Origin of the sequence: Pectobacterium quasiaquaticum (assembly GCF_014946775.2) — a bacterium.
GTDB classification, from domain to species: domain Bacteria; phylum Pseudomonadota; class Gammaproteobacteria; order Enterobacterales; family Enterobacteriaceae; genus Pectobacterium; species Pectobacterium aquaticum.
In genome coordinates this window covers 772,635-797,057 of sequence record NZ_CP065177.1, presented here as the reverse complement: position 1 = coordinate 797,057, position 24,423 = coordinate 772,635, and the positions used below count along the sequence as shown (strand labels likewise).

The following is a 24,423-nucleotide window of genomic DNA, read 5'->3' as shown; positions in this document are numbered from 1 at the left end:
TTCCCCGCGCCCCCCTTCTCAGTGGAGGGCGCGGGCTCACTAACCTTACTCAGTAGATTTTTTCTTCGCGCGTTTCGCTTTGGTCGCGGCGGCGATTTTACGCGTTTTTTCCGCGTTCTTTTTCGCTTTATCGCGGTTCTTTTTCGGCTTGGCTTTTGACTTATCCGACTTCGTGTTGCTATCGCCTTCTTTACGGAATGCGGCATCCGGCTCAAAGTTTGCCGGCGCTTTGCTCGCGCTGCGACGACGCCGAGCTGGCTTAGCCTCACGTGATTCAGGTTTCTTCACACGATCGCGAGCCGTTTTCCCTTCGCCACGCACCTTGCGCGTGCTGGAGATCAACGCGAAATCAATGTTGCGCTCATCCATATGAACGGCTTCAACACGAATTTCGACTTCATCACCCAGACGATAAACCTGCCCGCGCGATTCGCCGATCAGCCGCTGGCCAATATTATCGTAGCGGTAGTAGTCATTATCCAGCGTGGAAACGTGCACCAGCCCGTCGATAAACAGATCTTTCAGGCGCACAAAGAAGCCAAAACCGGTCACACTGGCGATAATCCCCGTAAAGACCTCACCCACGTGATCCTGCATAAAATCGCATTTCAGCCAGTCCGCAACGTCACGCGTCGCTTCATCCGCACGGCGCTCCGTCATCGAGCAATGCATACCCAACTGTAGCATCTCATTAATGTCGCTATGCCAGCCGCCCGTTGACGTCCAGCGCTCATGACGATCGCTCAGCAGATACTTAATCGCGCGGTGCAGCGACAGGTCTGGATAACGACGAATCGGTGACGTGAAATGGCCGTAAGACGTTAATGCCAGACCGAAGTGGCCTCGGTTCTCTGGGTCATAAATCGCCTGCTTCATTGAACGCAGCAGCATAGTTTGCAGCATTTCCCGATCGGGACGGTCAGCCAACTCATTCATCAATTCCGCATAATCTTTCGGCTGTGGCTTCATTCCGCCTTTCAGCGTCAGCCCCAGCTCGCCCAACACGCTACGCAGGGCTAAGACATGGTCTTCACTCGGCTGATCGTGCACGCGGAACAGCGCAGGCTCTTCGTTTTTCTCCACAAATTTCGCGGCGGAGATATTCGCCAGAATCATGCATTCTTCGATCAATTTGTGAGCATCGTTACGCACCACCGCTTCCACTCGGTCGATACGGCGTTCAGCATTGAAAATGAACTTCGCTTCTTCCGTTTCAAACGCGATACCGCCACGCACTTCACGCGCATGTTCAAGGGCTTTGTACATGCGGTGCAGCTCTTCCAACCCACCCACCAGCGGTTTGTAGTGCTCGCGCAGTTCAGCGTCGCCTTGCAGAATATTCCACACTTTGGTGTAGGTCAGGCGCGCATGTGAGCTCATCACTGCTTCATAGAACTTATAGGACGACAGCTTACCCTGCGCCGAAACGGTCATTTCACAGACCATACACAGGCGATCGACCTGCGGGTTAAGCGAACATAGCCCGTTCGACAGCACTTCCGGCAGCATCGGCACCACCTGCGACGGGAAGTACACCGACGTGCCACGCGCCCGTGCTTCATGGTCAAGTGGCGTATTCGGCCGAACGTAATAGCTCACGTCCGCAATCGCAACCCATAAGCGCCAGCCACCGCCACGTTTCGGTTCACAGTGCACCGCATCGTCGAAATCGCGAGCATCTTCGCCATCAATCGTCACCAGCGGCAGCTTACGCAGATCCACACGGCCTTTTTTCGCGGCTTCCGGCACCTCTTCGGAGAGATCCTTTACCTGCTCTTCCACTTTCGGCGGCCAGGTGTGCGGAATATCATGGGTACGCAGGGCGATATCCACCGCCAGCCCGGTGCCCATGTTGTCACCGAGGATCTCGACGATCTTACCCACCGCTTTGGTGCGGCGTGTGGCGCGTTGCGTCAGCTCAACCACCACAACGAAACCCATACGGGCGCCGTTAATTTCTTCTTTCGGGATCAAAATATCGAAGCTCAGGCGGCTGTCATCTGGTACGACGAATCCAACACCCGCATCGACAAAATAGCGACCGACAATTTGTCCGGTACGCGGTTCCAGCACGCGTACAATGCGCCCTTCACGACGCCCTTTACGATCCGCACCCAGCGGCTGTGCCAACGCAACATCGCCGTGAATCGTCCGTTTCATCTCTTCAGCCGACAGATAAAGATCGTCTTTACGGCCTTCCACCCGCAGGAAGCCAAAACCATCACGGTGACCAATAACCGTACCGCGCAGCAGATCGAGCTTTTCAGGCAACGCGTAGCACTGGCGGCGGGTAAAGATAAGCTGGCCATCACGCTCCATCGCACGCAGGCGGCGGCGCAGCGCTTCGAGCGCTTCTTCTCCGGTTAATTGCAGGTCGGTGGCTAATTCTTCTCGGCTAATCGGGGTATCGCGTTTGGCGATGTGAGCCAAAATATATTCACGACTGGGGATGGGAGATTCGTATTTTTCTGCTTCTCGTTCCTGGAATGGATCTTGTGACATTGCGGTTCCTCCGTTGTCATCAGCAGGAGGCTGAACAAAACTCATTCAACCAACAATAATTTATAAAGCGGTGGGTTTTCTTTGACCATATCAGCCAGCGTGTATTGATCCAGCTCATGCAGAAAATTTTGTACCGCCTGTTGAAGCACCTGCTTTAAGCGACAGGCCGGCGTAATGTGGCAAAATTCGTGGCTACAGTTAACCAGCGTAAGTGGCTCCAATTCGCGCACGACATCGCCAATTCGGATGGTTTCTGCCGGTTTTCCAAGACGGATACCGCCATTCTTGCCGCGCACGGCCATCACCAACCCAGCACGACTAAGTTGATTGATAATTTTGACCATATGATTACGGGACACGCCATACACTTCCGTGACTTCCGAAATGCTGGTCATTTTCCCGCCCGGCAGCGATGCCATGTAAATCAGCGCCCGCAAACCATAATCCGTAAAACTTGTTAACTGCACATAAACCTCGGATACCTCTGGGTATCATTGACTGGCGTATTGAATACGCCCCTGAAAAACCAACGCTATTAACAGATAATAAACTAGGCGTAAACGCTACGGCTAATTATTTATACCCTTTGCGTTGAGATAAACCAGTGTGAGAGAAGCCTGTGTTGCGGGAGGCCTCTTGGCTACGCCCTTCTTGCCCAATCCTTTTCACGTCTGCCATAGCTTTTTAATTTTATCTCACCGCAACACAGATAACGTATCCTCTTTAATGACACATACTACACTCAGTGATGACTGGTTTATCACCGACGAAGGCGGCGTAAGGAAAAGGACACCATGAGGTTGAAAAATATTTCTATTCGTACCGGCTTATTAACGTTATTGCTATTAACCACCCTGCTGCTGCTTATCGTCAGCAGCATGGGCGTAGTCGCGATTAAGAAAGACAGGGAAACGCTGACAGCACAAAACCAAATTCAGGGCATTGAGCTGGGCAACCTGATGAGCGGCTATAACCAGACGCTCAGCGCGCGAGCCTCGGCAACGCTCGCCGTCAGGAAAATCGAAATCGGTCTGCTGGACGACGGTACCAAGGAAACCGGAGTCGTAGAGAAGCATCTTCGCCAATCGCAGGAAGACATTGACCGTGTGATCAAATCGGCCAATGCCGATCCGAAGCAGCAGACGCTGGCACAGGACGTGTTGAAAACCTATCAGGCCTATTTTCAGCAGGGCATGACTCCGATGCTGAGCGCACTGCAAAAACAGTATACCGACGAATATTATGACGTTCTGGAAAAACAGCTCGGCCCACTGAGCGAAGCCTTTGATTTGTCGATCCAGAATTTCCGTCAGTATGCCCAACAGCTTTCCGAACAGGGTCTGGCACAGTCCGAGCGCAATGAACGCATCATGCTGCTGCTCATTGCTATTGCCAGCCTATTGTCTATCACGCTGGTGGCATTAGCTTGGATCGCACTGCGGCATATGCTGCTCAAACCGCTGGATTATGCCATTGAGCAGTTGGAGCTGGTTGCTGGCGGTAACTTGACCCGCCGCCTGATTCAAGGCGGAGACAACGAGTTGGGTCGGCTCAATGATGCCATCGGCCGCATGCAGAGCGCGCTGCTGGAGTCGGTCAGTCAGGTACGCGATGCCAGCACGCAAATCGATCTCGGTAGCCGCGAACTGTTTGAAGAAAACGCTCAGCTTTCCCAACGCACCGAGGAATCCGTTGCCGCACTGGAACAGACGGCAGCGAGCATGGAGCAATTGAGCGCGACGGTAAAACTCAATGCCGATCACGCGGAACTCGCGCATCAGTTGGCCAATAATGTCTCGAACACCAGCAGCCGCAGCAACAAGTCTGTCTGCTACGTCATTGAAAAAATGCAGGAGATCGCCACCAGCGCCAAGCGCATCAATGACATTCTCAGCGTCATTGACGGCATCGCATTCCAGACCAACATTCTGGCGCTGAACGCCTCCGTTGAGTCCGCTCGCGCAGGCGAACAAGGCAGAGGCTTTGCCGTCGTCGCCGGAGAAGTGCGTAATCTGGCGCAGCATAGCGCACAGGCGGCGAAAGAAATCCGCGCCTTGATTTTAGATTCCCAAACGCGCGTGTCCGAAGGGCTTGAATTAGCCACTAAAGCCGGTGAAACCATGGACGAAGTGACCGACGAAATCATCCGTATTACACAGCTGATGCGAGACATTTCCACCGCCACGCAAGAACAGCATCGCGGTATTGAGCAGGTTAACGTCGCTTTCACACAGATCGACAAAGTCGCTCAACACAACGCACAGCTCGTCAAAGCCTCATCGGCGACGACGCAGTCGCTGGAGCAGCAGTCTCAGCAGTTGATGCGTTCCATGGCACTGTTTCAGGTAGAGCCTCGGCTTTCCTAATCTACGGATGGATTGCACCGCCTGTGGTCGGCCCAGCGCTAAAACGGTGTGAAATAAGCCCATCCCGACAGCGCTGCTGGTAGCTTTGCTCGAACGTTTGCATTCCCGCAGCGGCTCCTGTCTGAATCAGGCCGGGAAGCTGGTGCGTTTTCCCTTCCCGAATCAAGTTGCTGGCTGCCGCACTCGCCGTCAGCACTTCATAAAGCGCAATTCGGCCACCTTGCGCAGCGGGCAGCAGCCTTTGCGTCACCACGGCCTGCAAACAGGTAGCTAACTGGCTACGAACATAGGCTTTCTCTTCACCGGGAAAGACGTCAATCAGACGATCGACCGCCTGCGATGCACTACGGGTATGCAGCGTCGACAACACCAGATGGCCGGTTTCCGCCGCCGTCAGAGCCAGCCGAATCGTCTCTGTATCGCGCAATTCTCCTAGCAGAATGACATCAGGATCCTCCCGCAATGCAGCACGTAGCGCCTGCGCAAACGATGCGCTGTGCGTACCGATCTCCCGCTGTTGAATCAGGCAACGTCGGCTGGCATGGATAAACTCGATCGGATCCTCCAGCGTAATCACATGGCGATCGCGGCTGTCGTTTAACGCCCCAAGCATGGCCGCCAGCGTCGTAGATTTACCGCTCCCCGTCGCACCGGTAATCAGGATCAGCCCGTTCGGCTTCTCCAGCAGCGTCGAGAAAACGGGTGGCGCGTGTAGCGCTTCCAATGAAGGCTGAACGGACGGGATAACACGCAGCGCCGCAGACAGCCCTTCCCGCTGGCGAAACACGTTCACCCGCAAGCGTTGCCCATCAGGCAGCATTAACGCGCCGTCCACCTGACCAGCCTGCCGAAGTTGCTCGCGCTGAGCCGGTTCGAGCCAGGCATCGCACCATTGTGCCACCTGATCCGAGGTTAAACGTGGTAAGGTATTTTCAGGCTGTAGCCGCCCGTCCACACGCAGCATCGGCGGGTGACCGCTACAAAGGTGCAGATCCGAGGCATTATGTTTTACACTACGCGCCATCCACTCATCCAACTCCATAGATAACCTCCTGAATAACCATGACGACAATCCAGCAGAATCTACAGGACATCCGGCAGCAAATCGCCACCGCCGCGGCGCATTGCGCACGGGCACCAGAAGAAATTACGTTACTTGCAGTCAGTAAAACCAAACCTGTGAGCGCGATCGAAGAAGCTATTGCGGCAGGGCAACGGGCGTTTGGCGAGAACTATGTCCAGGAAGGCGTGGAGAAGATCCATTATTTCCAGAAAAACCAACCGGACACGCCGTTGGAGTGGCACTTTATCGGCCCGCTACAGTCAAATAAAAGTCGACTGGTGGCCGAGAATTTTGACTGGTTTCACACCGTGGATCGCCTGCGCATCGCGCAGCGTCTGAGCGAACAGCGCCCGACTTCCTTGCCGCCGTTAAACGTTCTGTTGCAGATTAATATCAGCAGCGAACCGAGCAAATCAGGCATTATGGTGGATGAACTCGCGGAACTCGCCGCCAGCGTCGCCACGCTGCCTAATCTGCGCCTGCGTGGCTTGATGGCGATTCCGGCACCAGAAACCGATTATGAGCAGCAGCTTGCTGTTTTCAAGCAAATGGCCGTGCTGTTGCAAACGTTGTCTGCAAATCATCTGCATATTGATACACTTTCTATGGGGATGACGGACGACATGCGTGCGGCGATTACCGCCGGCAGCACGATGGTGCGCATTGGTACGGCAATCTTTGGCGCACGTGACTATTCGGCAAAAAGCCTATAAATAAACAGTCAGTCAAAAACGAATCAACAGCAGGGCACGCCCTGAACGGCACGTCATCTTTGACAGAATACAAACGGAACAGGTGATTAGCGATAATGCAAATGCAACAACGTAAAATAGCGTTTATTGGTGCCGGAAACATGGCGCAGGCCATTATCGCCGGATTGGTCAACGGCGGTTATCCCGCTCAACACATCAGCGTCTGCGCGCCTTCGGGTAAGAATCGCGATGCGCTGGCTGCACACTATGGCGTGATCAGCAGCGCGGACAATGTCCGCTGCGCTCAGGAAGCAGACGTTATTGTGCTGGCCGTCAAACCGCAGATGATGGCAACGGTTTGCGAACCGCTGCGTGAACAAGTCAACTTCAGCGGTAAGCTGGTGCTGTCGATTGCCGCAGGCATCAACATTGCCCGTTTTCAGGCGCTGCTGGGGGAGCCACTGAATATCGTGCGGATTATGCCAAACACGCCGTCTCTGGTCGGCAAAGGCATGAGCGGGATGTATGCCCCCGCCTCCGTCAGTCAGGCTGATAAAGACTTCACCGCACAGTTGATGCAGAGCGTCGGTAAAATTTGCTGGGTGGATAGTGAGCAAGGTATTAACGGCGTGATCGCCGCCGCGGGCAGCGCACCGGCCTATTTCTTCCTATTTATGGAAGCGATGCAGCAGGAAGCCATCCGTCAGGGATTCGATCAGGCCACGGCTCGCCTGTTGGTGCAACAGGCCGCGTCGGGCGCTGCCGCATTGGTTGAAGCCAATCCCGATACGCCGCTATCGACCCTGCGGGAAAATGTGACGTCCAAGGGCGGTACCACGGCAGAAGCCTTGCGGGTATTTAACGAACAGCAGTTGACGCAAACCGTGGCTGAAGCCATGCAGGCGGCAATTGCTCGCGCACAGGAAATGGAAACGCTTTTTTAACCACAGCGGGTTCCCCGATTCTTTATCTTATTAAGGAAAAGACGTACTTATGCTCACCCTGACTTTTTTGGTCAAAACGCTGGTCGACCTCTATGTAATGGTCCTGCTGCTACGCATCTGGATGCAGTGGTCACGCAGCGATTTCTATAACCCGCTGTCGCAGTTTGTCGTCAAAATCACCCAGCCGATTGTCGGGCCACTGCGCCGCATTCTGCCGTCGTTAGGGCCGATTGACAGCGCCTCGCTGCTGCTGGCCTTCATTCTCACGACAATCAAATACCCGTTACTGCTGTTGATTCAGGTTGGCGCGATTTCCCTTAGCCCAATGAACCTGCTGGTCGGGCTGATTTCGCTGATTAAATCCGCGGGCTATCTGGTTTTCTGGGTCATCATCATCCGTTCGATTATGAGCTGGGTCAGTCAGGGACGTAGCCCCATCGAGTATTTACTGCATCAGTTGACCGAACCGTTGATGGCGCCACTCCGCCGCATTATTCCAGTTATGGGCGGTATCGATTTCTCCGCGATGGCGGTGATTCTGATTCTGTATATGCTCAACTATCTGGGCATGGACCTGTTTCCGGGGCTGTGGTTCCTGCTGTGAGTGCCATTACCCGCCACGGCGATGCGCTGGTGATTCGGCTGTATATTCAGCCGAAAGCAAGCCGGGATCAGATCGTGGGTTTGCATGGCGACGAACTGAAAGTCGCCATCACCGCACCACCGGTTGACGGGCAGGCCAACGCCCATCTAACCAAATTTCTCGCCAAACAGTTTCGAGTCGCCAAGAGTCTGGTCGTGATTGAAAAAGGCGAACTCGGACGGCATAAACAGATTAGAATTACCCATCCGCAACACATCCCGGCTGACGTCGCGGACTTCATTGAATAAATACGCAGGACAAGACGATGCAAAAAGTGGTTTTGGCTACCGGAAACCCCGGTAAAGTGCGCGAGCTCGCCAGCTTGCTGGCCGATTTCGGTCTGGATATCGTGGCGCAGACCGAACTGGGCGTGGATTCTGCCGAAGAAACCGGCCTGACCTTCATCGAAAACGCCATCCTGAAAGCACGTCATGCAGCACACATCACGGGACTGCCAGCGATTGCCGATGATTCCGGTCTGGCTGTAGATGCACTGGGCGGCGCACCGGGTATTTACTCGGCACGCTACGCGGGCGTGGATGCCAGCGACCAGCAAAATCTGGATAAGCTACTGCTGACACTAAAAGACGTACCGGACGAACAGCGCCGCGCCAGCTTCCACTGCGTGTTGGTGTATATGCGCCACACGGAAGACCCGACGCCGATTGTCTGCCACGGTAACTGGCAGGGTGTGCTGACGCATGAAGCGGCGGGCAGCGGCGGCTTCGGCTATGATCCGATCTTCTTCGTGCCGGAGCTGGGTAAAACAGCAGCGGAACTGACGCGTGAAGATAAGAACGCGCAGTCTCACCGCGGTCAGGCGCTGCGCCTGTTGCTGGATGCGCTACGCAATGCTTAAGCTTCCCCCGCTCAGCCTGTACATCCATATTCCGTGGTGCGTACAGAAATGCCCGTATTGCGACTTCAACTCTCACGCGCTGAAAGGCGACGTGCCGCATCAGGAATATGTCGATCACCTGCTGGCAGATCTGGATGCCGATTTGCCGCTAGCGAGCGGTCGTGAACTGCACTCGATCTTTATCGGCGGCGGCACGCCCAGCCTGCTGAGCGCGGAAGCGATGCAGGCGCTGCTCGACGGCGTGCGGGCGAGAATTCCGTTAACGCCGGATGCCGAAATTACGATGGAAGCCAATCCCGGTACGGTTGAAGCCGACCGTTTCAGCGGCTATCAGCGCGCGGGCATTAACCGTATCTCCATCGGCGTTCAGAGTTTCGATCCGCAAAAGCTGACACGCCTCGGGCGTATTCACGGCCCGGACGAGGCCAGACGCGCTGCGCACCTAGCGACCGGTCTGGGATTGCGCAGCTTTAATCTGGACCTGATGCACGGTTTACCGGATCAATCGCTAGACGAAGCGCTGGACGACCTGCGTCAGGCCATCGCGCTCAATCCACCGCATTTATCGTGGTATCAGTTGACTATCGAGCCCAATACGCTGTTTAGTTCGCGCCCGCCGACACTGCCGGACGACGACGCGCTGTGGGACATCTACGAGCAGGGCCACGCGCTACTGAGTGCAGCGGGTTACCAGCAATATGAAACGTCCGCCTACGCCAAGCCGAGCTACCAGTGTCAGCACAACCTGAATTACTGGCGCTTCGGCGACTATTTGGGGATTGGCTGTGGGGCACACGGCAAGCTGACTTTCAGCGACGGCCGCATTCTGCGCACGGTAAAAGTCCGCCATCCTCGTGGCTATATGCAGGGCACGTATCTGGATAAACAACACGATGTTGCTAACGACGATCGGCCTTTTGAGTTTTTCATGAACCGCTTTCGCCTGCTGGAAGCCGCTCCGCGCACAGATTTCACGGCGTACACCGGTCTGGAAGAGCACAGCATCCGCCCGCAGTTGGATCAAGCGCTGGCACAAGGTTACCTGACGGAAACCGCCACACACTGGCAAATCACCGAACACGGCAAACTGTTTCTGAATTCCCTGCTGGAACTGTTTCTGGCGGAAGAATAATGATAATTCAGTGGGCACGTTTTCTTTTATAAGCCTGCCCACCATTTCCCACCCGACCTCTCCTTTTCAGCAGCGCTTTGCCGCTCCGGCTTGACGATACGCCTGTGCGATGTAGAGACCTTCCAGATAGATGCCATATTTCCCCAGCCAGGTTGGGTAGCTCATGAAGAAAATCGCATAGCCAACAGGCTTGCCATTCCATAAATAGTCCCGAAAGATAACTTGTCATACAAATAAAAAAGAAAAAAGACCACGTTAATTAATTGATATAAAATGGAAATAACTCCACATAGTTTCTGATTCACGCCACTTTTATTATCATTTTTTTGTGACCTGTCTAACACATACCAAGAAACGTAACCTTCTTAATAAAATCCGCAATAGTTAATCCCCAACAAGGGGATAACAATAGCCGCGAGCCTGGCAAGAAGTTCCTCAATCATCATCTGGAGTTTCCAATGACCAACAATAATAAGCTGAGCGTTGCGGAGAAAATCGGCTTTGGCATGGGCGATGCCGCCTGTGGCATCGTCTATTCTTCCGTAACCATGTTTCTTACCTACTTTTATACGGATATCTATGGCATCTCCGCAGCCGCAGTGGGGGTGATGTTTCTGGTTACTCGCGTGCTGGATGCCATCGTCGACCCACTGATTGGCCTGATTGCAGACCGGACCAAAACCCGCTGGGGACATTTTCGCCCGTGGCTGGTCTGGTTTGCCGTTCCCTACGCCGTGATTGCCGTGTTGGCCTACACCACACCAGAGCTTAATGGCACCGGAAAACTGGTTTATGCCTACATCACTTACACGTTGCTGATGCTGTTCTATACCTTTATCAACATTCCCTACTGCTCACTCGGCGGAGTGATCACCAGTGATGAAAAGGACAGAATTTCCGCGCAGTCCTACCGTTTTACCATCTCCTCAATGGCCGGGTTATTGGTGTCGGTCGGCACGCTGTGGCTGGTTGACTGGATTGGCGGCACGAACAAGCAATTGGGCTATCAGGGCACGATGATGATCATGGGCAGCCTAGCTGTCGTGATGCTGTTTTTCTGTTTTTTCACTACAAACGAACGCATCAATCCTGCGGTAGATAAAAATCAGAACGTCTGGGACGATGTCAGAAATCTGCTAAGCAACGATCAGTGGCGCATCGTAGCCATCATTACTTTCTTTTCCAGCATGGCTGGCGTCATGCGCGGTGCGGCGACGCTTTATTATGCAACCTACCTGATGGTGGGGCCGGAGCAAGACAGTGCCGCCGGAACGGCAATGAAATCCGCGTTTATTACTACCAGCGTTGTCGGCACCATTATTGGTGCAATGATGGCGGGTTACTTTGGCAAGAGATTCAGCAGCATAAGTCTTTTTAAAAACATCAACCTGCTGCTGGTGTTTGTCGGCACCATCCTGTTTATGGTGCCGCCACAGTGGCTGGCTGTTGTTTTCCCGCTCTATTTTTTGATCGGTTTTTTCCACCAGATGTACCAACCTTTCAAATGGAACATGATGGCAAATGCCGCCGATTACGGTGAGTGGAAAACAGGCCGCCGGATTACCGGCCTGTCATTCTCTGGCAACCTGTTTGCGCTGAAGCTGGGTATGGCAATTGCGGGAGCTATCGTCGGCTTTTCACTCGGCTGGTTCGGCTATGTCGCGGGTTCACCGACACAAACGCCACTTGCCACCGCTGGTATTATCGGCCTGCTGAGCATCGGCCCCTCACTTTCCTACCTAGTACTTTATTGGCTGGTACGTTTTTACAAACTGGACGATAAGACGATGGCAACCATTCAGGCCGATCTGGCGAAACGTCACAGCACGGCTGACCGCACAGCAGAAAGTGAACTTCCTGTCGGTCAAGGTCTGACGCCAAAAGGCGCAGCCTGATCGCGATACCGGCGGGCAATACGTTGCCCGTTCTTTATTATCAGGATAATAACATGAGCACAGAACATTCTCCCTGGAACCCAGATTTGGGTAACGGACGTTATAAAAATCCGATTTTATGCGCCGATTATTCCGATCCTGACATCGTGCGAGTCGGCGACGACTTTTACATGGTGTCGTCCAGCTTTAACCACATGCCAGCGTTACCAATCCTGCATTCTCAGGATCTAGTGAACTGGGCGCTAATCAACCACGTATTGAGCCGATTCGATCTGCCAGGATATGAACAATTTCAGCCGGGCAAAGGCATCTGGGCACCCAGTATTCGCTATCATTCGGGAAAATTCTGGGTGTTCTTCAGTACGCCTGATGAAGGGATCTTTATGTCACAGACTGACGATCCCAGAGGCGAATGGAGTGCGCCGCATTGCCTGAAGCAGGCTAAAGGCTGGATCGACCCCTGCCCGTTCTGGGATGACGATGGCACAGCCTGGCTAATACACGCTTTTGCCTTCAGCCGCAGTGGTAAGAAACACCTGCTGCAACTGTGCAGAATGGCAGAAGATGGCCGATCCTTACTTGATGAAGGCAGAATTGTTGTCGATGGTCGAGCGACGCAGCCAACCATCGAAGGGCCGAAGATGTATAAGCGCCATGGCTGGTATTACATTTTTGCACCAGCGGGTGGCGTTCCTACCGGCTGGCAAACAGTACTACGCACGCGTTCACTGAATGAGCCATGGCAAAGCAGAATCGTCCTGCATCAGGGGACAACATCGGTTAATGGGCCACATCAGGGCGGGTGGGTCGAGTTAGATAACGGTGAAAGCTGGTTCGTACATTTTCAGGATCGTCATGCTTATGGCCGCGTCGTCCATCTACAGCCAATGTGCTGGCAGGATGACTGGCCGCTGATCGGCGAACAGCATAATTCGCAGGGACAGGGGCAACCGGTGCAGGAAGCGTCTAAACCTCGTGTTAATACTCCTGTTGTCATACAGTCCCCCTCAACCTCCGACGATTTCTCATCGGCCACGCTGGGGCGGCAATGGCAGTGGCAAGCTAACCCAGACTCACGCTGGCTAACGCTCACTCAGCCGGGGCTCCAGCTATTCTGCCAGCCCATGCCTACTCGCGCGGGCGAACCGTCATGGTATGACGTACCTAATTTGCTGATGCAAAAATTTCCGGCAGAGGAATTCGAGGTGACCGTACACCTGACGCCGGTTTTTGAGCAGATAGGCGATCGCTGCGGCCTGATTATTTATGGCGAGCGCTTCGCTTTCCTCGGCGTTGAGAAAAGCGCGAAAGGTCTTGAATTAGTAACCGGATTCGGCTGGATGAGTGATGCACAGCAGTTGGATCAATATCAGGAACCTCTGATGGTGTTGCCCAGACAGCAGAGTCTCATCCTACGCGTCACCGTGCGGCAGAATGCCATTTGCCAGTTCGCCTGGCTGGGCGATGACGGAGAATATTGTACGCTTAACGATAGCTTCGCAGCAGGCCCTGGCAAGTGGGTCGGCGCTAAAGTGGGGTTGTACGCGCTGACAACAGCATCAGGAAATGGCGAGAGTCACGCTCAGGTTAAAGACGTGAAAATCACCGCTATCGATCAGTAGTCCGATAACGGCTATAGGAAAATCACGAGTCTGGCTGCCTATGCTTCAGTACTGTTCTGATATCAAATATCTCTGATATCAAAATGTTATGGTATTAAACACCGAGAGCATCAGCAACCAGCTCGCTTTCCGCTTTGGAGAATTTTGCGTAAGTAAGCGCATCAAGTAACGCAGTGCGATCGATCGTCGGATAGATTTCCGGACTCTGCAAAAGCTGGCCTATTTCATGGACGGTGAGTGGGGGATAAATGGCGTGTAATGCAGTGGCAATGTCGCGAGCGGCGTAACCCAATTTGCGTAAAATCACCGCAATTTGCTGATGTGCGATCGTCTCCTGATACACGGTATAAAGCACATCGGCGATTAATGTCGACGTCAAAATCGAAATACGGGACACATCACCAGCTCGCCCCCCCAATGCCTGAAGGATGTGCTCGACAGCCTGTTCTGGCGTTTTTCCCTTCGCCTGTTGTGAAGCCAGTACGGAAACCAATTTATTTTTTATTTCATCATTTGCCATCGCCCGGTTCCTTCATACATTGATTACAGATGTTATTTTAGTATAAACGCTACCTGTCGTGGCAGTAATGAGCAAATAAAATCATGCGGCAATCTCCTTCCATCGGTACAAAAAGATATCAATCCGCTATATTGCCGGAAATCGACAAATCCACGCGATGATGGCAGGCAAGGCAGAGAAAAACCCGCAGGAATAATCGTTCCTCTCCAAACCGGCTTCGTCCGGTTTTTATGGCATGCCATCCCTGAGCGCCCCTCTTACGTGCCGTTGCTGGCACAACGTTAAAAATTTCTCCCAGAAATTTTTTATTTGAGTTTTCCCCTATCCAAACAAAGCTGAGTACTGAAGAATCCAACGTCGATAACCCAGTTTGTCAGGCAGGGTAAAGAAGGGCTGACAAGAGACAAGTTGCCTTATACTTTATGAGATTATTCGCTCGTTACGGTGTCAAACCGCGCTCAACGTCGCAGAGGACAAAACATGAAAGGAAAGTTCGCACCATCGCAAATTGCATTGCACTGGCTAGTTTTTCTGTTGCTCGTTGTGACTTATGCCACCATCGAACTACGCGGATTTGCTGAACGCGGTTCGCTGCTGCGCACCGTGATGATGGTGACGCACTTTAGCTGCGGCGTAGCCATATTGGTTCTCATGCTGGCTCGCCTGTTCTTGCGCCATCGGCATACCTCACCCGCGATTACGCCACCGCCGTCCCGCTGGCAAAGTGCGCTGGGTTCACTCACTCACGCCATCATTTACCTGCTATTTATCACACTACCGATGCTGGGCATTGCCTCACGCTATTACAGCGGTAGGGACTGGATGCTTTTTGGGATCGGCATGCCAACCGCCACGACACCAAATTTCGATATCGCTGAAACGCTGATTGGCTGGCATGAAACGCTGGCACCGCTAGGCTACTGGCTCATTGCCCTGCATACCGCCGCGGCCCTGTTCCACCACTATGTGATGAAAGACAACACGCTGCTGCGCATGATGCCAGCCAAGCGCGATTAACTGGGCAACGAGGGAGCAAGTATGAAAGTCGCACTGGGACAATTCGCTGTTGACCGCGAGTGGCAGCAAAACGCCACGACCATTACTGAGTTTATGTTGTCAGCACAGCAAAACGGTACCGACCTGCTGGTGCTGCCCGAAGGCGTGCTGGCTCGCGATATTACCAATCCCAATATGGTGCTCACCGCTGCCCAGCCGCTTGATGGCCCGTTTATCTCGCATCTGCTGGAAGCCAGCAAAGGCAGCGACCTGACAACCATGTTGTGTGTGCATATCCCGAATGGCGAAGGGAAAGTCTGGAACACGCTGCTGGCGCTGCGCAACGGCGAGATCGTCGCGCAATACCGGAAGCTGCATCTGTACGATGCGTTTTCCGTACAGGAATCGGAAAACGTACTGGCAGGCGAAGTAGTTCCGCCGCTGTTGACTATAGCTGGGTTGAACGTCGGGCTGATGACTTGCTATGACATCCGCTTCCCTGAGCTTGCACGCCGTCTGGTGCTGGACGGCGCTGACGTACTCGTTCTCCCCTCAGCCTGGATTAAGGGGCCGCTGAAAGAAGCGCATTGGGAGTTGCTGGTGCGCGCTAGGGCACTGGAAAATACCACTTATCTCGTCGCCGTTGGCGAATGCGGCGTCAAGAATATCGGTAACAGCATGGTGGTCGATCCTTTAGGCGTTGTTGTCGCTCAGGCACCGGAAACACCCGCACTCATCTATGCCAACATTGATCCTGAAAGACTGGCGTATGCCCGTCAGATTCTCCCGGTTCTCGAGAATCGCCGCTTTAGCACACCCACGCTGGAAGAGGAAAACTGAGTCGCGGTTCACCCTAAGAGGTTTTCTTTCTCATTAGAGCACCAAAAAGTGTGATTAGTTACACATGTTGTTTCCCTCTGAGGCCGTTCTGCACATATAATGCGCATCCGGTCGTCATGGCGACCCTAGCAGACCAGCCTCCTGATTCGGGGGGTGCATTCACCACTCAAATAAAGAAATGAAAATGAGTATTCGCGCGATCTTTACTTTAGTTCTTGCAGCAGCCGCATTCAGCCAAGCCGCTTTTGCCGTTGTTTATCCTCTGCCTGCGGCTAACAGCCGGCTGATAGGCGAGAATATCGACATCACCGTACCGGAAGACAGCACACAGCCGTTGGAACATTTTGCAGCACAGTTCCAAATGGGTCTGAGCAACCTGATGGAAGCCAACCCAGATGCGGACGTTTACCTGCCCATTCCCGGCAGCAAAATGGTGATTCCTCATCAGTTGATTCTGCCTGATGCACCACGTGAAGGTATTGTCATCAACAGCGCAGAAATGCGTCTGTACTACTACCCGAAAGGCTCCAAGACCGTAGTCGTGCTGCCAATTGGCATTGGTGAGTTAGGTAAAGACACGCCGATTAACTGGACAACGTCTGTTCAGCGCAAGAAAGCGGGCCCAACCTGGACACCTACTGCGAAGATGCATGCAGAATATGCGGCACGCGGTGAAACCCTGCAAAAAGTTTTCCCAGCGGGCCCAGATAACCCAATGGGGCTGTATGCGCTGTACATCGGTAACCTGTACGCGATCCACGGCACCAACGCCAACTTCGGTATTGGTCTACGCGTAAGCCACGGCTGCGTCCGTCTGCGCGCCGATGATATCAAGTATCTGTTCAACAACGTTCCGGTCGGTACTCGCGTTCAGTTCATCAATGAACCAGTGAAAGCCACCGTTGAGCCAGATGGTTCACGCTATGTTGAAATTCACAATCCGCTGTCTCGCACAGTAGAAGAATTCCATTCTGATACTCCGGCACCGATCAGTATGACGCCAAAAGTGAGCAAGGTTCTGGCCGACGCCAGCGTGAACACCAGCGAAGTCGATCAGGCAATCCAGAGACGTTCTGGTATGCCGACCAAAATCAATGGTCTGATCGAACAAGCCACGCCAGCCATTCCGGTTGAATCTGTTGCGGCACCGATTGCACCAGAAGCACAGACGACGACCGCAGCCGACGCTAACCGTTCGTAATCGTCTATGACGCGTTGGAAACCGATTCAGATTTCCAACGCGTGTCTCTAACATCCCTATCGTTTATTTTTTCTGTGAGGCTTCCAGCGCCTGCGCCACATCAGCGATGATGTCGTCAATGTGCTCAATACCGACCGAAATTCTGACCAGATCCTCACTCACTCCCGCTTTCGCCAGCTCTTCTGCATTCAACTGCCGATGTGTGGTACTTGCCGGGTGGCACGCAAGCGATTTAGCATCGCCAATATTCACCAGTCGTAAAATCATCTTCAGCGCATCAATAAAATGACCGCCTGATGCTTTCCCGCCTTTAATGCCAAAGCTGATAATCCCAGACGCCTTACCCGAGGTAATTTTGTCGCAGTTTGCTTTATAGGGGCTATCCGGCAACGCACCATAGTTCACCCAAGTAACCAACGGGTGCTGATTCAGGTAGCCAGCCAGCGCTTCCGCATTGCTGCAATGGCGTTCGATGCGCAGGCTGAGGGTTTCCAGACCTTGCAACAGCAAGAAGGTGCTATGCGGAGAAAGCGCCGCGCCCGTATTGCGCAGCGGCACCACACGGCAGCGCCCAATATAGGCAGCTGGGCCGAAAGCGTCGGTATACACCACGCCGTGGTAAGAAGGATCGGGCTCATTCAGTAACGGGAAACGCGCTTTATTCGCGACCCAGTCAAACTTACCGGAATCGATAATCGCACCGCCGATCGTGGTGCCATGACCGCCGATGTATTTGGTCAGTGAATGGACGACGATATCTGCGCCGTGCTCAAAAGGCCGGCACAGTACGGGCGTCGCAACCGTGTTATCAACAATCACCGGAACGCCGTGGCGATGTGCAATCTCCGCGATTTTGGCAATATCGACGATATTTCCCGCCGGATTCCCGATCGATTCACAAAAAACGGCGCGAGTGCGTTCGTCAATCAGCGATTCCAGCGTCGTAAAATCATCGAAAGAGGCCATCCGCACGTCGACCCCCTGACGTGGCAGAGTGTGGGCAAACAGATTGTAGGTGCCGCCATACAGTTGGCTAGTGCTGACGATATTGTCCCCAACCTGCGTGAGCGCCTGAAGCGAATAAGTAATCGCCGCCATACCGGATGAAAGCACCAGCGCGCCAATACCGCCCTCAATAGCTGCCAGCCGCTGTTCCAGCACCGCATTCGTCGGGTTCATGATACGGCTATAGATATTGCCCGCCACCTTCAGATCAAACAGATCGGCACCGTGCTGCGTGTCGTCAAATGTGTAAGAAGTCGTCTGGTAAATCGGCACGGCGGCGGACTTCGTTGTCGCTTCAGATTCATAACCATGATGTAGCGCAAGGGATTCAAGTTTCATCTTACGGGCCTTTTTGTTGATCGTTGGAGTGAGGAAAATATCCAGACAAAATAGCAGACAGCGATCGGGAAAAGCACTTGATGATGTAGAAGAAATGGAGATAAGTTATTAAAAACAAGACTAAATTTCAGCGTTACATTATTACGCTGAAGCCCCCTCACAAAATCGTGCTCCACCGCGGAACCGAATCTAAAAAAACGATAAAATTTGCGCAGAGAAAAAAACGTGCGCACCGTAACCTATCTGCGCGTCACGTATTGCACCGCCTGCAAATCACAGCTACTTTTAACGTCATGGATCATCCCACCCGAAAGCGCAATAAATGACTGATACAATAAAAAATATCGCCACCTGCGAATTGCCAGCCAGCGTCAAATTCCCCCACTACGATCGTAAGGCGCTGAAGCCGCGCATCGTACATATCGGTTTTGGTGCTTTTCATCGTGCTCATCAGGCACTGCTCACCGATCGCGTGCTGAATATAGTGGGAGGAGACTGGGGAATTTGTGAAGTCGTGCTGTTCAGCGACGGCACCATGATCAATGCGCTGCGCCAGCAGGATCATCTGTTTACCGTGTTGGAAAAAGCAGCGACGGAAAATCAGCCAATTGTGGTCGGTGCCGTGTGTGAATCGTTACATGCCAAAATAGAAGGCATTGGCGCCATTATTGAGAAACTCGCCGCGCCAGAAACTGCCATCGTTTCCCTGACGATTACCGAGAAAGGTTATTGCATGGATGGGACGAGCGGCAAGCTGGATCGGGCCAATAAGCTAATTCAACAGGATCTCAGCGATCCTCGTCATCCTGCCTCAGTGCCGGGATTGCTGGCGGAAGCGCTGCGCCTGCGCCACGAACGCGGGATCGCACCGTTCACTATCCTCTCATGCGATAACGTGCCGGAAAATGGCAAAACGGCCAAAGCCGCCGTGCTGGAATCGGCGGGACTCAACGATCAGAGCCTGATCGATTGGATCGAGGCTAAGGTTTCTTTCCCGAATACGATGGTGGATCGCATTGTCCCTGCCGCGACGCCAGAAGCGTTGCAGGAAATTGCCGATCATCTTGGCGTCGCCGATCCCTGTGCGATAGCCTGCGAGCCCTTTATTCAATGGGTGATCGAAGATCATTTCACTGCCGGACGCCCTGAGTGGGAAAAAGCGGGCGTGCAGATGGTGCATGACGTACTGCCGTTTGAAGAAATGAAACTGCGCATGCTGAACGGCAGTCACTCGTTTTTAGCTTATCTAGGCTATCTCGCTGGCTATGATCACGTCAGCGACTGTATGAATGACGAGAACTATCGCCGTGCGGTGTCTCATCTCATGCTGCTGGAGCAAGCACCGACACTCAGTGTGGTGGATATCGACCTGAAAGACTATGCCGTTCAGCTACTTACCCGTTTTTCCAACCCCGCACTCAAGCATCGAACCTGGCAAATCGCGATGGATGGTTCACAAAAGCTGCCTCAGCGTATGCTAGAATCGCTACGCTGGCATCTGCGTAATGGTGGGGACTATCGCTGTCTGGCATTAGGTGTCGCTGGTTGGATGCGTTATGTCAGCGGAAAAGACGATGCAGGCAACCCTATCGAAATCCGCGACCCGCTGGCTGACAAGCTCAGACAGATCGTTGCGGAAACGTCAGATAGCCCCGAGCGGGTCAGTGCGTTTCTCAATATTCGTTCTATTTTCGGCGAGGATCTGTCAGCAAACCACGATGTATTTAACGCTATCGCACAGGCTTATCTGAAGCTACGCGATCACGGCGCGAAGAACACCGTGGCCGCACTGGTACAAGACTTTAAATAACGATAAATCCAAGCAGCGCAAGATATACCGTACTTTGGACGCCCAGCGACAGAGTGCGGCCTTTCCCCTTTGTTTCATCCAGCCACGGCAGCGATGACCAACTCATTCCCGCACCAATAACCGCGATCAACAGCATCGCTGCGGCAACCAGCCAGACAAGCTTATCCAGCAGAGAATTGGGAAACAAAATTTGCATTGCAGAAACGACGAGAAACAGCGTAGCGCAGCGCAACACCCCGACCAAAATACCCGCACGATCTCTCAGCCCACGCGGTGCGGAAGGCGGCAACCAGGCCTGAAAAGCAAACAACCCAACCACAGCAATAAAAATCACATAAATAATGGCATAGACCAGCAAATGACTCACGTTACGGCTCCTGATGAGGGAATACGATAAAGTAAACTGGGCGGGATGATGACGACATTTCCTCTCTGCGGTCAATGCGTTATTTCATACCATGCCATCGATTTGTGGGGCTGCGCCCACTATTGCCTCGTCGCCAATCTGCACGCGCAACACTTCCCGTAAGAAACCTACAGACTTTGTAAGTTAAGAACATAAAGACAATATCAAAAAATTATAAAAAGCAAATTAAAATATCTTATTTCATGATCTGCCTGACAGATCGTCATTAAAATCGCGCTAAAGCGTGATCGTCAGTTTACTTTCTTTTCAATAGAGCAAATGATAAAGAAATGATAGTTCAATAGAACTGAAATATTGTTTCATCTTTGTAACTAGGCTGATCATGAATAAACCAATCTCTTTTAAACATACGTTCTGCTACGGCAGTGCGAACCTGCTTGGCAGTGGTGCCCTTGCTATCAGCGGCGCATGGCTGATGTACTTTTACACCACATTCTGTGGATTAACATTGGTCCAGGCTGCTGCTATCTTCTCCGTTGCCAGTATCATTGATGCTGTCAGTAACCCCATCATGGGGTACATCAGCGATAACTTCTACAACACTCGGGTTGGTCGCCGATTTGGCCGCCGCCGCTTCTTTATTTTGCTGGGTGTCCCGCTGGTTCTGGTCTACCCCATGCTCTGGGTTGAAGGCTTTGGCTTCTGGTACTATCTGGCGACGTACGTGCTGTTCGAGCTGATTTACACCTCGATCATGGTGCCGTATGAAACGCTGGCTACCGAAATGACCTCTGACTTTAAACTGCGCTCTAAGCTGACAGGTTCTAAAGCCATTTTCGGTAAAATCGCCAACTTCCTGGCAGCGTTCATTCCTGGGCAGTTTATTGCCATCTACGGTAAAGATTCCGCAACGCCATTCTTCTACACCGGCCTAGTCTACGGCGCCATTATGTGTGGGGCGATGATCGCGCTGTACATGACATCCTGGGAGCGCCCGGTCAACGAAATCGTCCGTGAAAGTACATCTAGCCTGTGGCAAGCGATGAAAAAGCTGAGTGTGGATATGGTTTCCACCTTCCGTCTGCGTATTTTCCGCAAGCATCTGGGGATGTACCTGTTTGGCTTTGGCGCTGAATGGCTTTTCGCTTCCGCGTTTACCTACTTCATCGTCTTTGGTCTGAAGCAGAACACGGCGTTGGTATCGCACCTCAATAGCTTTAGCTCAATTATGCAGCTCATTTCTACCGCAGCCTTCATTGGTATCTGCGTCAAAATGGGCTTTGCACGACCATTCCGCCTGGCACTGATGGTAGTGATTGTCAGCGTGATGGCCTATGCCGCGCTCTATTTCGCTAACTGGTCAGAAGACATGACCATCTTTGTTCTGTTCGCCATTACGGCAGTGTTTGGCCTGAGTACGGGCGGTATCTACTACATTCCGTGGACGGTTTATACCTTCCTGGCCGATGTGGATGAAGTCCTCACTGGACGTCGTCGTGAAGGGATTTACGCCGGTGCTATGACGTTTGCCGGTAAAATGGTTCGCTCTGTGATTGTCTTCGCGATGGGCTGGACGCTGAGCCAATTCGGCTTTGTCTCCGGACAGTCAGTACAACCGGAATCTGCCGTACAGGCGATTGTTGGCGTGTTCTCGCTGGGTGTTATCGGTCTTGCGCTGGTTGCGATTTACTACACGACGCAGATGAAGCTGGATCGTAAAAACCACGCCATTCTGCTGGAAGAGATTGCACGTATCAAAGCGGGCGGCGCGATTGCAGACGTACCGGCTCATGCTCGCGCTGTCGCAGAAGAGCTGACGGGCTGGGAATATGAGAAGTGCTGGGGTAACAACCCGTTAGGCGTTCAGTCAGAAGAGGCTAAACCGCAGGTTGCCACTGCCCAACATTAATTGAAGACAGGTATCAGGTAAAAACAATCAGCCCAATCTCGTATTGGGCTGATTCATTTAGCGCGTCGTGTTTTGATTAACCGATCGGGCAGGATTAAATCAACGATGCTTCTTTCAATTCACTTTTCAGGTAAGCGTAGTATATCGGGGCAGCAATCACACCGGACAAGCCAAACGCCGCCTCAAACACCAGCATCGCCAGCAGGATTTCCCACGCGTGCGCTTTGATCCTCGTCCCAACGATTTGTGCATTCAGGAAGTATTCAAGCTTGTGAATCAGCATCAAATACACCAGCGCAACCAGCGCAATCGGCAATGAAAGCGATAAGCCAGACAGGAAAACGATCGAATTGGAGATCAGGTTACCAATCACAGGCAGTAGACCGAAAACAAAGGTAAGCACCACCAGCGTTTTGGCAAACGGTAGATGGATACCACACAGCGGTAGAGCGCCAAGAATGAAAATGGCAGACAGCACCGTGTTAACTGCAGAGATTTTCACCTGAGCGAAAACGATGTTGCGGAACGAGGCCGACAACAGCGAAACCCGACGCAGTAACTCCGCTTTGAGTAACGGTTTTTCCGTATCTTTATCGACGTTATAAAGCGAGACAATCGCGCCCAGCACCATACCAATCAGCATCGTCACAAAGCCATGTAGAAAACTTTTTCCCATGTTCTGCAACATCACAATATGCGCCTGAACCCATTGCAACAGCTCGTGCTGGAGCTCTTCAATACTAACCGGCAGATACCCCGGTAAGTAGTGGACGATCTGCTGCTGGATATCATTGAGGATGTAGCCAATGCGCACATTGAAGGCAGCTGTATCCTTCATTTCCTGCATCAACAGCCCGACCAGACTGCCAAACAATAGGCTCAACAGGCTGACGACCGATGTGCTGATCACCGCGACCACAATCCAGCGAGCTCGCTTACCGCTGATGACCCGTTGAAAATAGGGCGTCAGTAAATTCACAATTTCATACACCAAAAAACCGGCAATAAAGCAGGTCAGCAGGCGTAAAGGCAGCAATATAAGCAGGCCACCCATAATAAAGAAAAAGCTCAACAGGCGAGCTTGTTTCAGATTCAGTAACTGCATGATGACATCCCGTATGAAGAGGCAACGCCGAGGATACGCTTTGTGGAGTATGCTACGCCTTTTTCGGTACCAACAGATTGATATATATGCGTCAGATTGACGTCTATTCTGCCAGTGATAACAAACGAGGGATATTTTTGGTGTTTTACCTGCAAAATACCAGCAGTGTTTTAGCTCGGACGGATATCCACCCACCAGGCAACACGCCGAGTCACCTTCACTGGCAGCGTCCGTGCAACGGCATCAAGCAAGCGATCGGTTTCATGTAGCGGAAAAACGCCGGAAATCCGTAGCGACACTACCGCAGAATCAACATGAAAATAACCATTTTGATAGCAGGAAACTTTATTGATGAACTGCCCTAGCGGCATGTTATCCGCAACCTGCGCCTGTCACGGGTAAAGATAACCTGCTGCCAGGCAAGCTGGTGGATATCATGCTGATGTCAACATCGTTGCCATGCCTGACGCATTTGGACAGACGCCGCAGAAATACCCCAGCACGTAAAGTACGCGCTAACAGGTGGGTACGGAATTTAAGCATTACTGATCCCCTATCGCATAAGAAACACTTTTTCAGAAGCTATGCCAATTGAGAGAGTAAAAAGGGGAAC

The 24,423-nt window shown here is 52.7% G+C and carries 22 protein-coding genes and 1 pseudogene; 14 read left to right on the top strand and 9 right to left on the bottom strand.

From position 1 onward, the window contains the following. Positions 1 to 45: 45 nt before the first annotated feature. Together rnr and nsrR are read right to left on the bottom strand one after the other, a co-directional pair. Entirely contained in the window at positions 46 to 2,502 is a 2,457-nt protein-coding gene (gene rnr / locus IG609_RS03655) for a ribonuclease R (RefSeq protein ID WP_193397335.1), read from the bottom strand. 41 nt (positions 2,503 to 2,543) lie between these two features. Further along, positions 2,544 to 2,969 (bottom strand): nitric oxide-sensing transcriptional repressor NsrR, encoded by a 426-nt coding sequence (nsrR, locus tag IG609_RS03650; RefSeq protein WP_010279087.1) that lies wholly within the window; start codon positions 2,967 to 2,969, stop codon positions 2,544 to 2,546. A gap of 327 nt (positions 2,970 to 3,296) precedes the next feature. On the opposite strand from nsrR, the gene IG609_RS03645 reads away from it, so the two are divergent. After that, positions 3,297 to 4,868: a methyl-accepting chemotaxis protein gene (locus tag IG609_RS03645; RefSeq protein WP_193397336.1), complete on the top strand. Its 1,572-nt coding sequence runs from the start codon at positions 3,297 to 3,299 to the stop codon at positions 4,866 to 4,868. Between the two features lies 1 nt (position 4,869). Here IG609_RS03645 and IG609_RS03640 read toward each other — a convergent pair whose 3' ends face one another. Further along, the gene (locus IG609_RS03640; RefSeq protein WP_193397337.1) at positions 4,870 to 5,910 is read right to left on the bottom strand and encodes a type IV pilus twitching motility protein PilT; all 1,041 of its coding nucleotides are present in this window, start codon (positions 5,908 to 5,910) and stop codon (positions 4,870 to 4,872) included. A 20-nt stretch (positions 5,911 to 5,930) separates the two neighbouring features. Between IG609_RS03640 and IG609_RS03635 the strand changes: the two genes are divergently transcribed. From IG609_RS03635 to hemW, 6 genes are all read left to right on the top strand, one after another. After that, positions 5,931 to 6,644, top strand: coding sequence for a YggS family pyridoxal phosphate-dependent enzyme (locus IG609_RS03635; RefSeq protein WP_193397338.1), 714 nt, complete (start codon positions 5,931 to 5,933; stop codon positions 6,642 to 6,644). 101 nt (positions 6,645 to 6,745) lie between these two features. After that, positions 6,746 to 7,567: a pyrroline-5-carboxylate reductase gene (gene proC, locus IG609_RS03630; protein ID WP_193397469.1), complete on the top strand. Its 822-nt coding sequence runs from the start codon at positions 6,746 to 6,748 to the stop codon at positions 7,565 to 7,567. Positions 7,568 to 7,616: 49 nt separating this feature from the next. Beyond that, the gene (locus tag IG609_RS03625; RefSeq protein WP_010295003.1) at positions 7,617 to 8,171 is read left to right on the top strand and encodes a YggT family protein; all 555 of its coding nucleotides are present in this window, start codon (positions 7,617 to 7,619) and stop codon (positions 8,169 to 8,171) included. Beyond that, the gene (yggU, locus tag IG609_RS03620) at positions 8,168 to 8,458 is read left to right on the top strand and encodes a DUF167 family protein YggU (RefSeq protein WP_010279110.1); all 291 of its coding nucleotides are present in this window, start codon (positions 8,168 to 8,170) and stop codon (positions 8,456 to 8,458) included. The genes IG609_RS03625 and yggU overlap by 4 nt, the downstream gene beginning before the upstream one ends. A gap of 17 nt (positions 8,459 to 8,475) precedes the next feature. Beyond that, the gene (locus tag IG609_RS03615) at positions 8,476 to 9,069 is read left to right on the top strand and encodes an XTP/dITP diphosphatase (protein WP_193397339.1); all 594 of its coding nucleotides are present in this window, start codon (positions 8,476 to 8,478) and stop codon (positions 9,067 to 9,069) included. Beyond that, positions 9,062 to 10,201: a radical SAM family heme chaperone HemW gene (hemW, locus tag IG609_RS03610; RefSeq protein WP_193397340.1), complete on the top strand. Its 1,140-nt coding sequence runs from the start codon at positions 9,062 to 9,064 to the stop codon at positions 10,199 to 10,201. Before IG609_RS03615 ends, hemW begins: the two co-directional genes overlap by 8 nt. Positions 10,202 to 10,276: 75 nt before the next feature. On the opposite strand, the pseudogene IG609_RS03605 reads toward hemW, so the two are convergent. Beyond that, positions 10,277 to 10,393, bottom strand: a pseudogene (locus IG609_RS03605) (GNAT family N-acetyltransferase); the annotation flags it as partial. A 266-nt stretch (positions 10,394 to 10,659) separates the two neighbouring features. On the opposite strand from IG609_RS03605, the gene IG609_RS03600 reads away from it, so the two are divergent. Then, positions 10,660 to 12,096 (top strand): glycoside-pentoside-hexuronide (GPH):cation symporter, encoded by a 1,437-nt coding sequence (locus IG609_RS03600; RefSeq protein WP_193397341.1) that lies wholly within the window; start codon positions 10,660 to 10,662, stop codon positions 12,094 to 12,096. Positions 12,097 to 12,149: 53 nt separating this feature from the next. Further along, on the top strand, positions 12,150 to 13,718 hold the full coding sequence (locus IG609_RS03595) for a glycoside hydrolase family 43 protein (protein WP_193397342.1): 1,569 nt from the start codon (positions 12,150 to 12,152) through the stop codon (positions 13,716 to 13,718). Between the two features lie 94 nt (positions 13,719 to 13,812). Here IG609_RS03595 and IG609_RS03590 read toward each other — a convergent pair whose 3' ends face one another. Continuing rightward, a complete protein-coding gene (locus IG609_RS03590) occupies positions 13,813 to 14,238 on the bottom strand; it encodes a hypothetical protein (protein WP_193397343.1) in 426 nt (141 codons plus the stop codon). Between the two features lie 480 nt (positions 14,239 to 14,718). Between IG609_RS03590 and cybB the strand changes: the two genes are divergently transcribed. The 3 genes from cybB (at position 14,719) to IG609_RS03575 (ending at position 17,275) form a co-directional block, all read left to right on the top strand. After that, positions 14,719 to 15,255 (top strand): cytochrome b561, encoded by a 537-nt coding sequence (gene cybB, locus IG609_RS03585; RefSeq protein ID WP_193397344.1) that lies wholly within the window; start codon positions 14,719 to 14,721, stop codon positions 15,253 to 15,255. Positions 15,256 to 15,276: 21 nt separating this feature from the next. After that, the gene (locus tag IG609_RS03580) at positions 15,277 to 16,074 is read left to right on the top strand and encodes a deaminated glutathione amidase (RefSeq protein WP_193397345.1); all 798 of its coding nucleotides are present in this window, start codon (positions 15,277 to 15,279) and stop codon (positions 16,072 to 16,074) included. 184 nt (positions 16,075 to 16,258) lie between these two features. After that, complete coding sequence (locus IG609_RS03575) at positions 16,259 to 17,275, top strand: L,D-transpeptidase family protein (protein WP_193397346.1); 1,017 nt, start codon at positions 16,259 to 16,261, stop codon at positions 17,273 to 17,275. Positions 17,276 to 17,338: 63 nt separating this feature from the next. Here the strand turns inward: IG609_RS03575 and IG609_RS03570 are convergent, their stop codons facing one another. Continuing rightward, a complete protein-coding gene (locus tag IG609_RS03570; protein ID WP_116186520.1) occupies positions 17,339 to 18,619 on the bottom strand; it encodes an O-acetylhomoserine aminocarboxypropyltransferase/cysteine synthase family protein in 1,281 nt (426 codons plus the stop codon). A 322-nt stretch (positions 18,620 to 18,941) separates the two neighbouring features. Between IG609_RS03570 and IG609_RS03565 the strand changes: the two genes are divergently transcribed. Continuing rightward, complete coding sequence (locus IG609_RS03565) at positions 18,942 to 20,429, top strand: mannitol dehydrogenase family protein (RefSeq protein WP_193397347.1); 1,488 nt, start codon at positions 18,942 to 18,944, stop codon at positions 20,427 to 20,429. Here IG609_RS03565 and IG609_RS03560 read toward each other — a convergent pair. Further along, positions 20,422 to 20,796, bottom strand: a complete 375-nt coding sequence (locus tag IG609_RS03560; protein ID WP_193397348.1) for a hypothetical protein — start codon at positions 20,794 to 20,796, stop codon at positions 20,422 to 20,424. The two genes, IG609_RS03565 and IG609_RS03560, sit on opposite strands and share 8 nt — an antisense overlap. Before the next feature lie 382 nt (positions 20,797 to 21,178). Here IG609_RS03560 and IG609_RS03555 point away from each other — a divergent pair, with 382 nt between their 5' ends. Continuing rightward, a complete protein-coding gene (locus IG609_RS03555; RefSeq protein ID WP_193397349.1) occupies positions 21,179 to 22,705 on the top strand; it encodes an MFS transporter in 1,527 nt (508 codons plus the stop codon). Positions 22,706 to 22,799: 94 nt separating this feature from the next. Here IG609_RS03555 and IG609_RS03550 read toward each other — a convergent pair whose 3' ends face one another. Both IG609_RS03550 and IG609_RS03545 read right to left on the bottom strand, forming a co-directional pair. After that, positions 22,800 to 23,810 (bottom strand): AI-2E family transporter, encoded by a 1,011-nt coding sequence (locus tag IG609_RS03550; protein ID WP_193397350.1) that lies wholly within the window; start codon positions 23,808 to 23,810, stop codon positions 22,800 to 22,802. Positions 23,811 to 23,980: 170 nt separating this feature from the next. Then, on the bottom strand, positions 23,981 to 24,181 hold the full coding sequence (locus IG609_RS03545; protein ID WP_226373415.1) for a FecR family protein: 201 nt from the start codon (positions 24,179 to 24,181) through the stop codon (positions 23,981 to 23,983). Positions 24,182 to 24,423 lie beyond the last annotated feature (242 nt).

What these genes read in the sequence shown, in the direction of transcription:
- IG609_RS03595 (WP_193397342.1), top strand. Translation starts at nt 12,150, where the DNA reads ATGAGCACAGAACATTCTCCCTGGAACCCAGATTTGGGTAACGGACGT.
- IG609_RS03645 (WP_193397336.1), top strand. Translation starts at nt 3,297, where the DNA reads ATGAGGTTGAAAAATATTTCTATTCGTACCGGCTTATTAACGTTATTG.
- IG609_RS03565 (WP_193397347.1), top strand. Translation starts at nt 18,942, where the DNA reads ATGACTGATACAATAAAAAATATCGCCACCTGCGAATTGCCAGCCAGC.
- cybB (WP_193397344.1), top strand. Translation starts at nt 14,719, where the DNA reads ATGAAAGGAAAGTTCGCACCATCGCAAATTGCATTGCACTGGCTAGTT.
- IG609_RS03635 (WP_193397338.1), top strand. Translation starts at nt 5,931, where the DNA reads ATGACGACAATCCAGCAGAATCTACAGGACATCCGGCAGCAAATCGCC.
- IG609_RS03580 (WP_193397345.1), top strand. Translation starts at nt 15,277, where the DNA reads ATGAAAGTCGCACTGGGACAATTCGCTGTTGACCGCGAGTGGCAGCAA.
- IG609_RS03590 (WP_193397343.1), bottom strand. Translation starts at nt 14,238, where the DNA reads ATGGCAAATGATGAAATAAAAAATAAATTGGTTTCCGTACTGGCTTCA.
- IG609_RS03545 (WP_226373415.1), bottom strand. Translation starts at nt 24,181, where the DNA reads ATGCCGCTAGGGCAGTTCATCAATAAAGTTTCCTGCTATCAAAATGGT.
- hemW (WP_193397340.1), top strand. Translation starts at nt 9,062, where the DNA reads ATGCTTAAGCTTCCCCCGCTCAGCCTGTACATCCATATTCCGTGGTGC.
- rnr (WP_193397335.1), bottom strand. Translation starts at nt 2,502, where the DNA reads ATGTCACAAGATCCATTCCAGGAACGAGAAGCAGAAAAATACGAATCT.
- IG609_RS03550 (WP_193397350.1), bottom strand. Translation starts at nt 23,810, where the DNA reads ATGCAGTTACTGAATCTGAAACAAGCTCGCCTGTTGAGCTTTTTCTTT.
- IG609_RS03625 (WP_010295003.1), top strand. Translation starts at nt 7,617, where the DNA reads ATGCTCACCCTGACTTTTTTGGTCAAAACGCTGGTCGACCTCTATGTA.
- proC (WP_193397469.1), top strand. Translation starts at nt 6,746, where the DNA reads ATGCAACAACGTAAAATAGCGTTTATTGGTGCCGGAAACATGGCGCAG.
- IG609_RS03615 (WP_193397339.1), top strand. Translation starts at nt 8,476, where the DNA reads ATGCAAAAAGTGGTTTTGGCTACCGGAAACCCCGGTAAAGTGCGCGAG.
- IG609_RS03600 (WP_193397341.1), top strand. Translation starts at nt 10,660, where the DNA reads ATGACCAACAATAATAAGCTGAGCGTTGCGGAGAAAATCGGCTTTGGC.
- IG609_RS03575 (WP_193397346.1), top strand. Translation starts at nt 16,259, where the DNA reads ATGAGTATTCGCGCGATCTTTACTTTAGTTCTTGCAGCAGCCGCATTC.
- IG609_RS03570 (WP_116186520.1), bottom strand. Translation starts at nt 18,619, where the DNA reads ATGAAACTTGAATCCCTTGCGCTACATCATGGTTATGAATCTGAAGCG.
- IG609_RS03555 (WP_193397349.1), top strand. Translation starts at nt 21,179, where the DNA reads ATGAATAAACCAATCTCTTTTAAACATACGTTCTGCTACGGCAGTGCG.
- IG609_RS03640 (WP_193397337.1), bottom strand. Translation starts at nt 5,910, where the DNA reads ATGGAGTTGGATGAGTGGATGGCGCGTAGTGTAAAACATAATGCCTCG.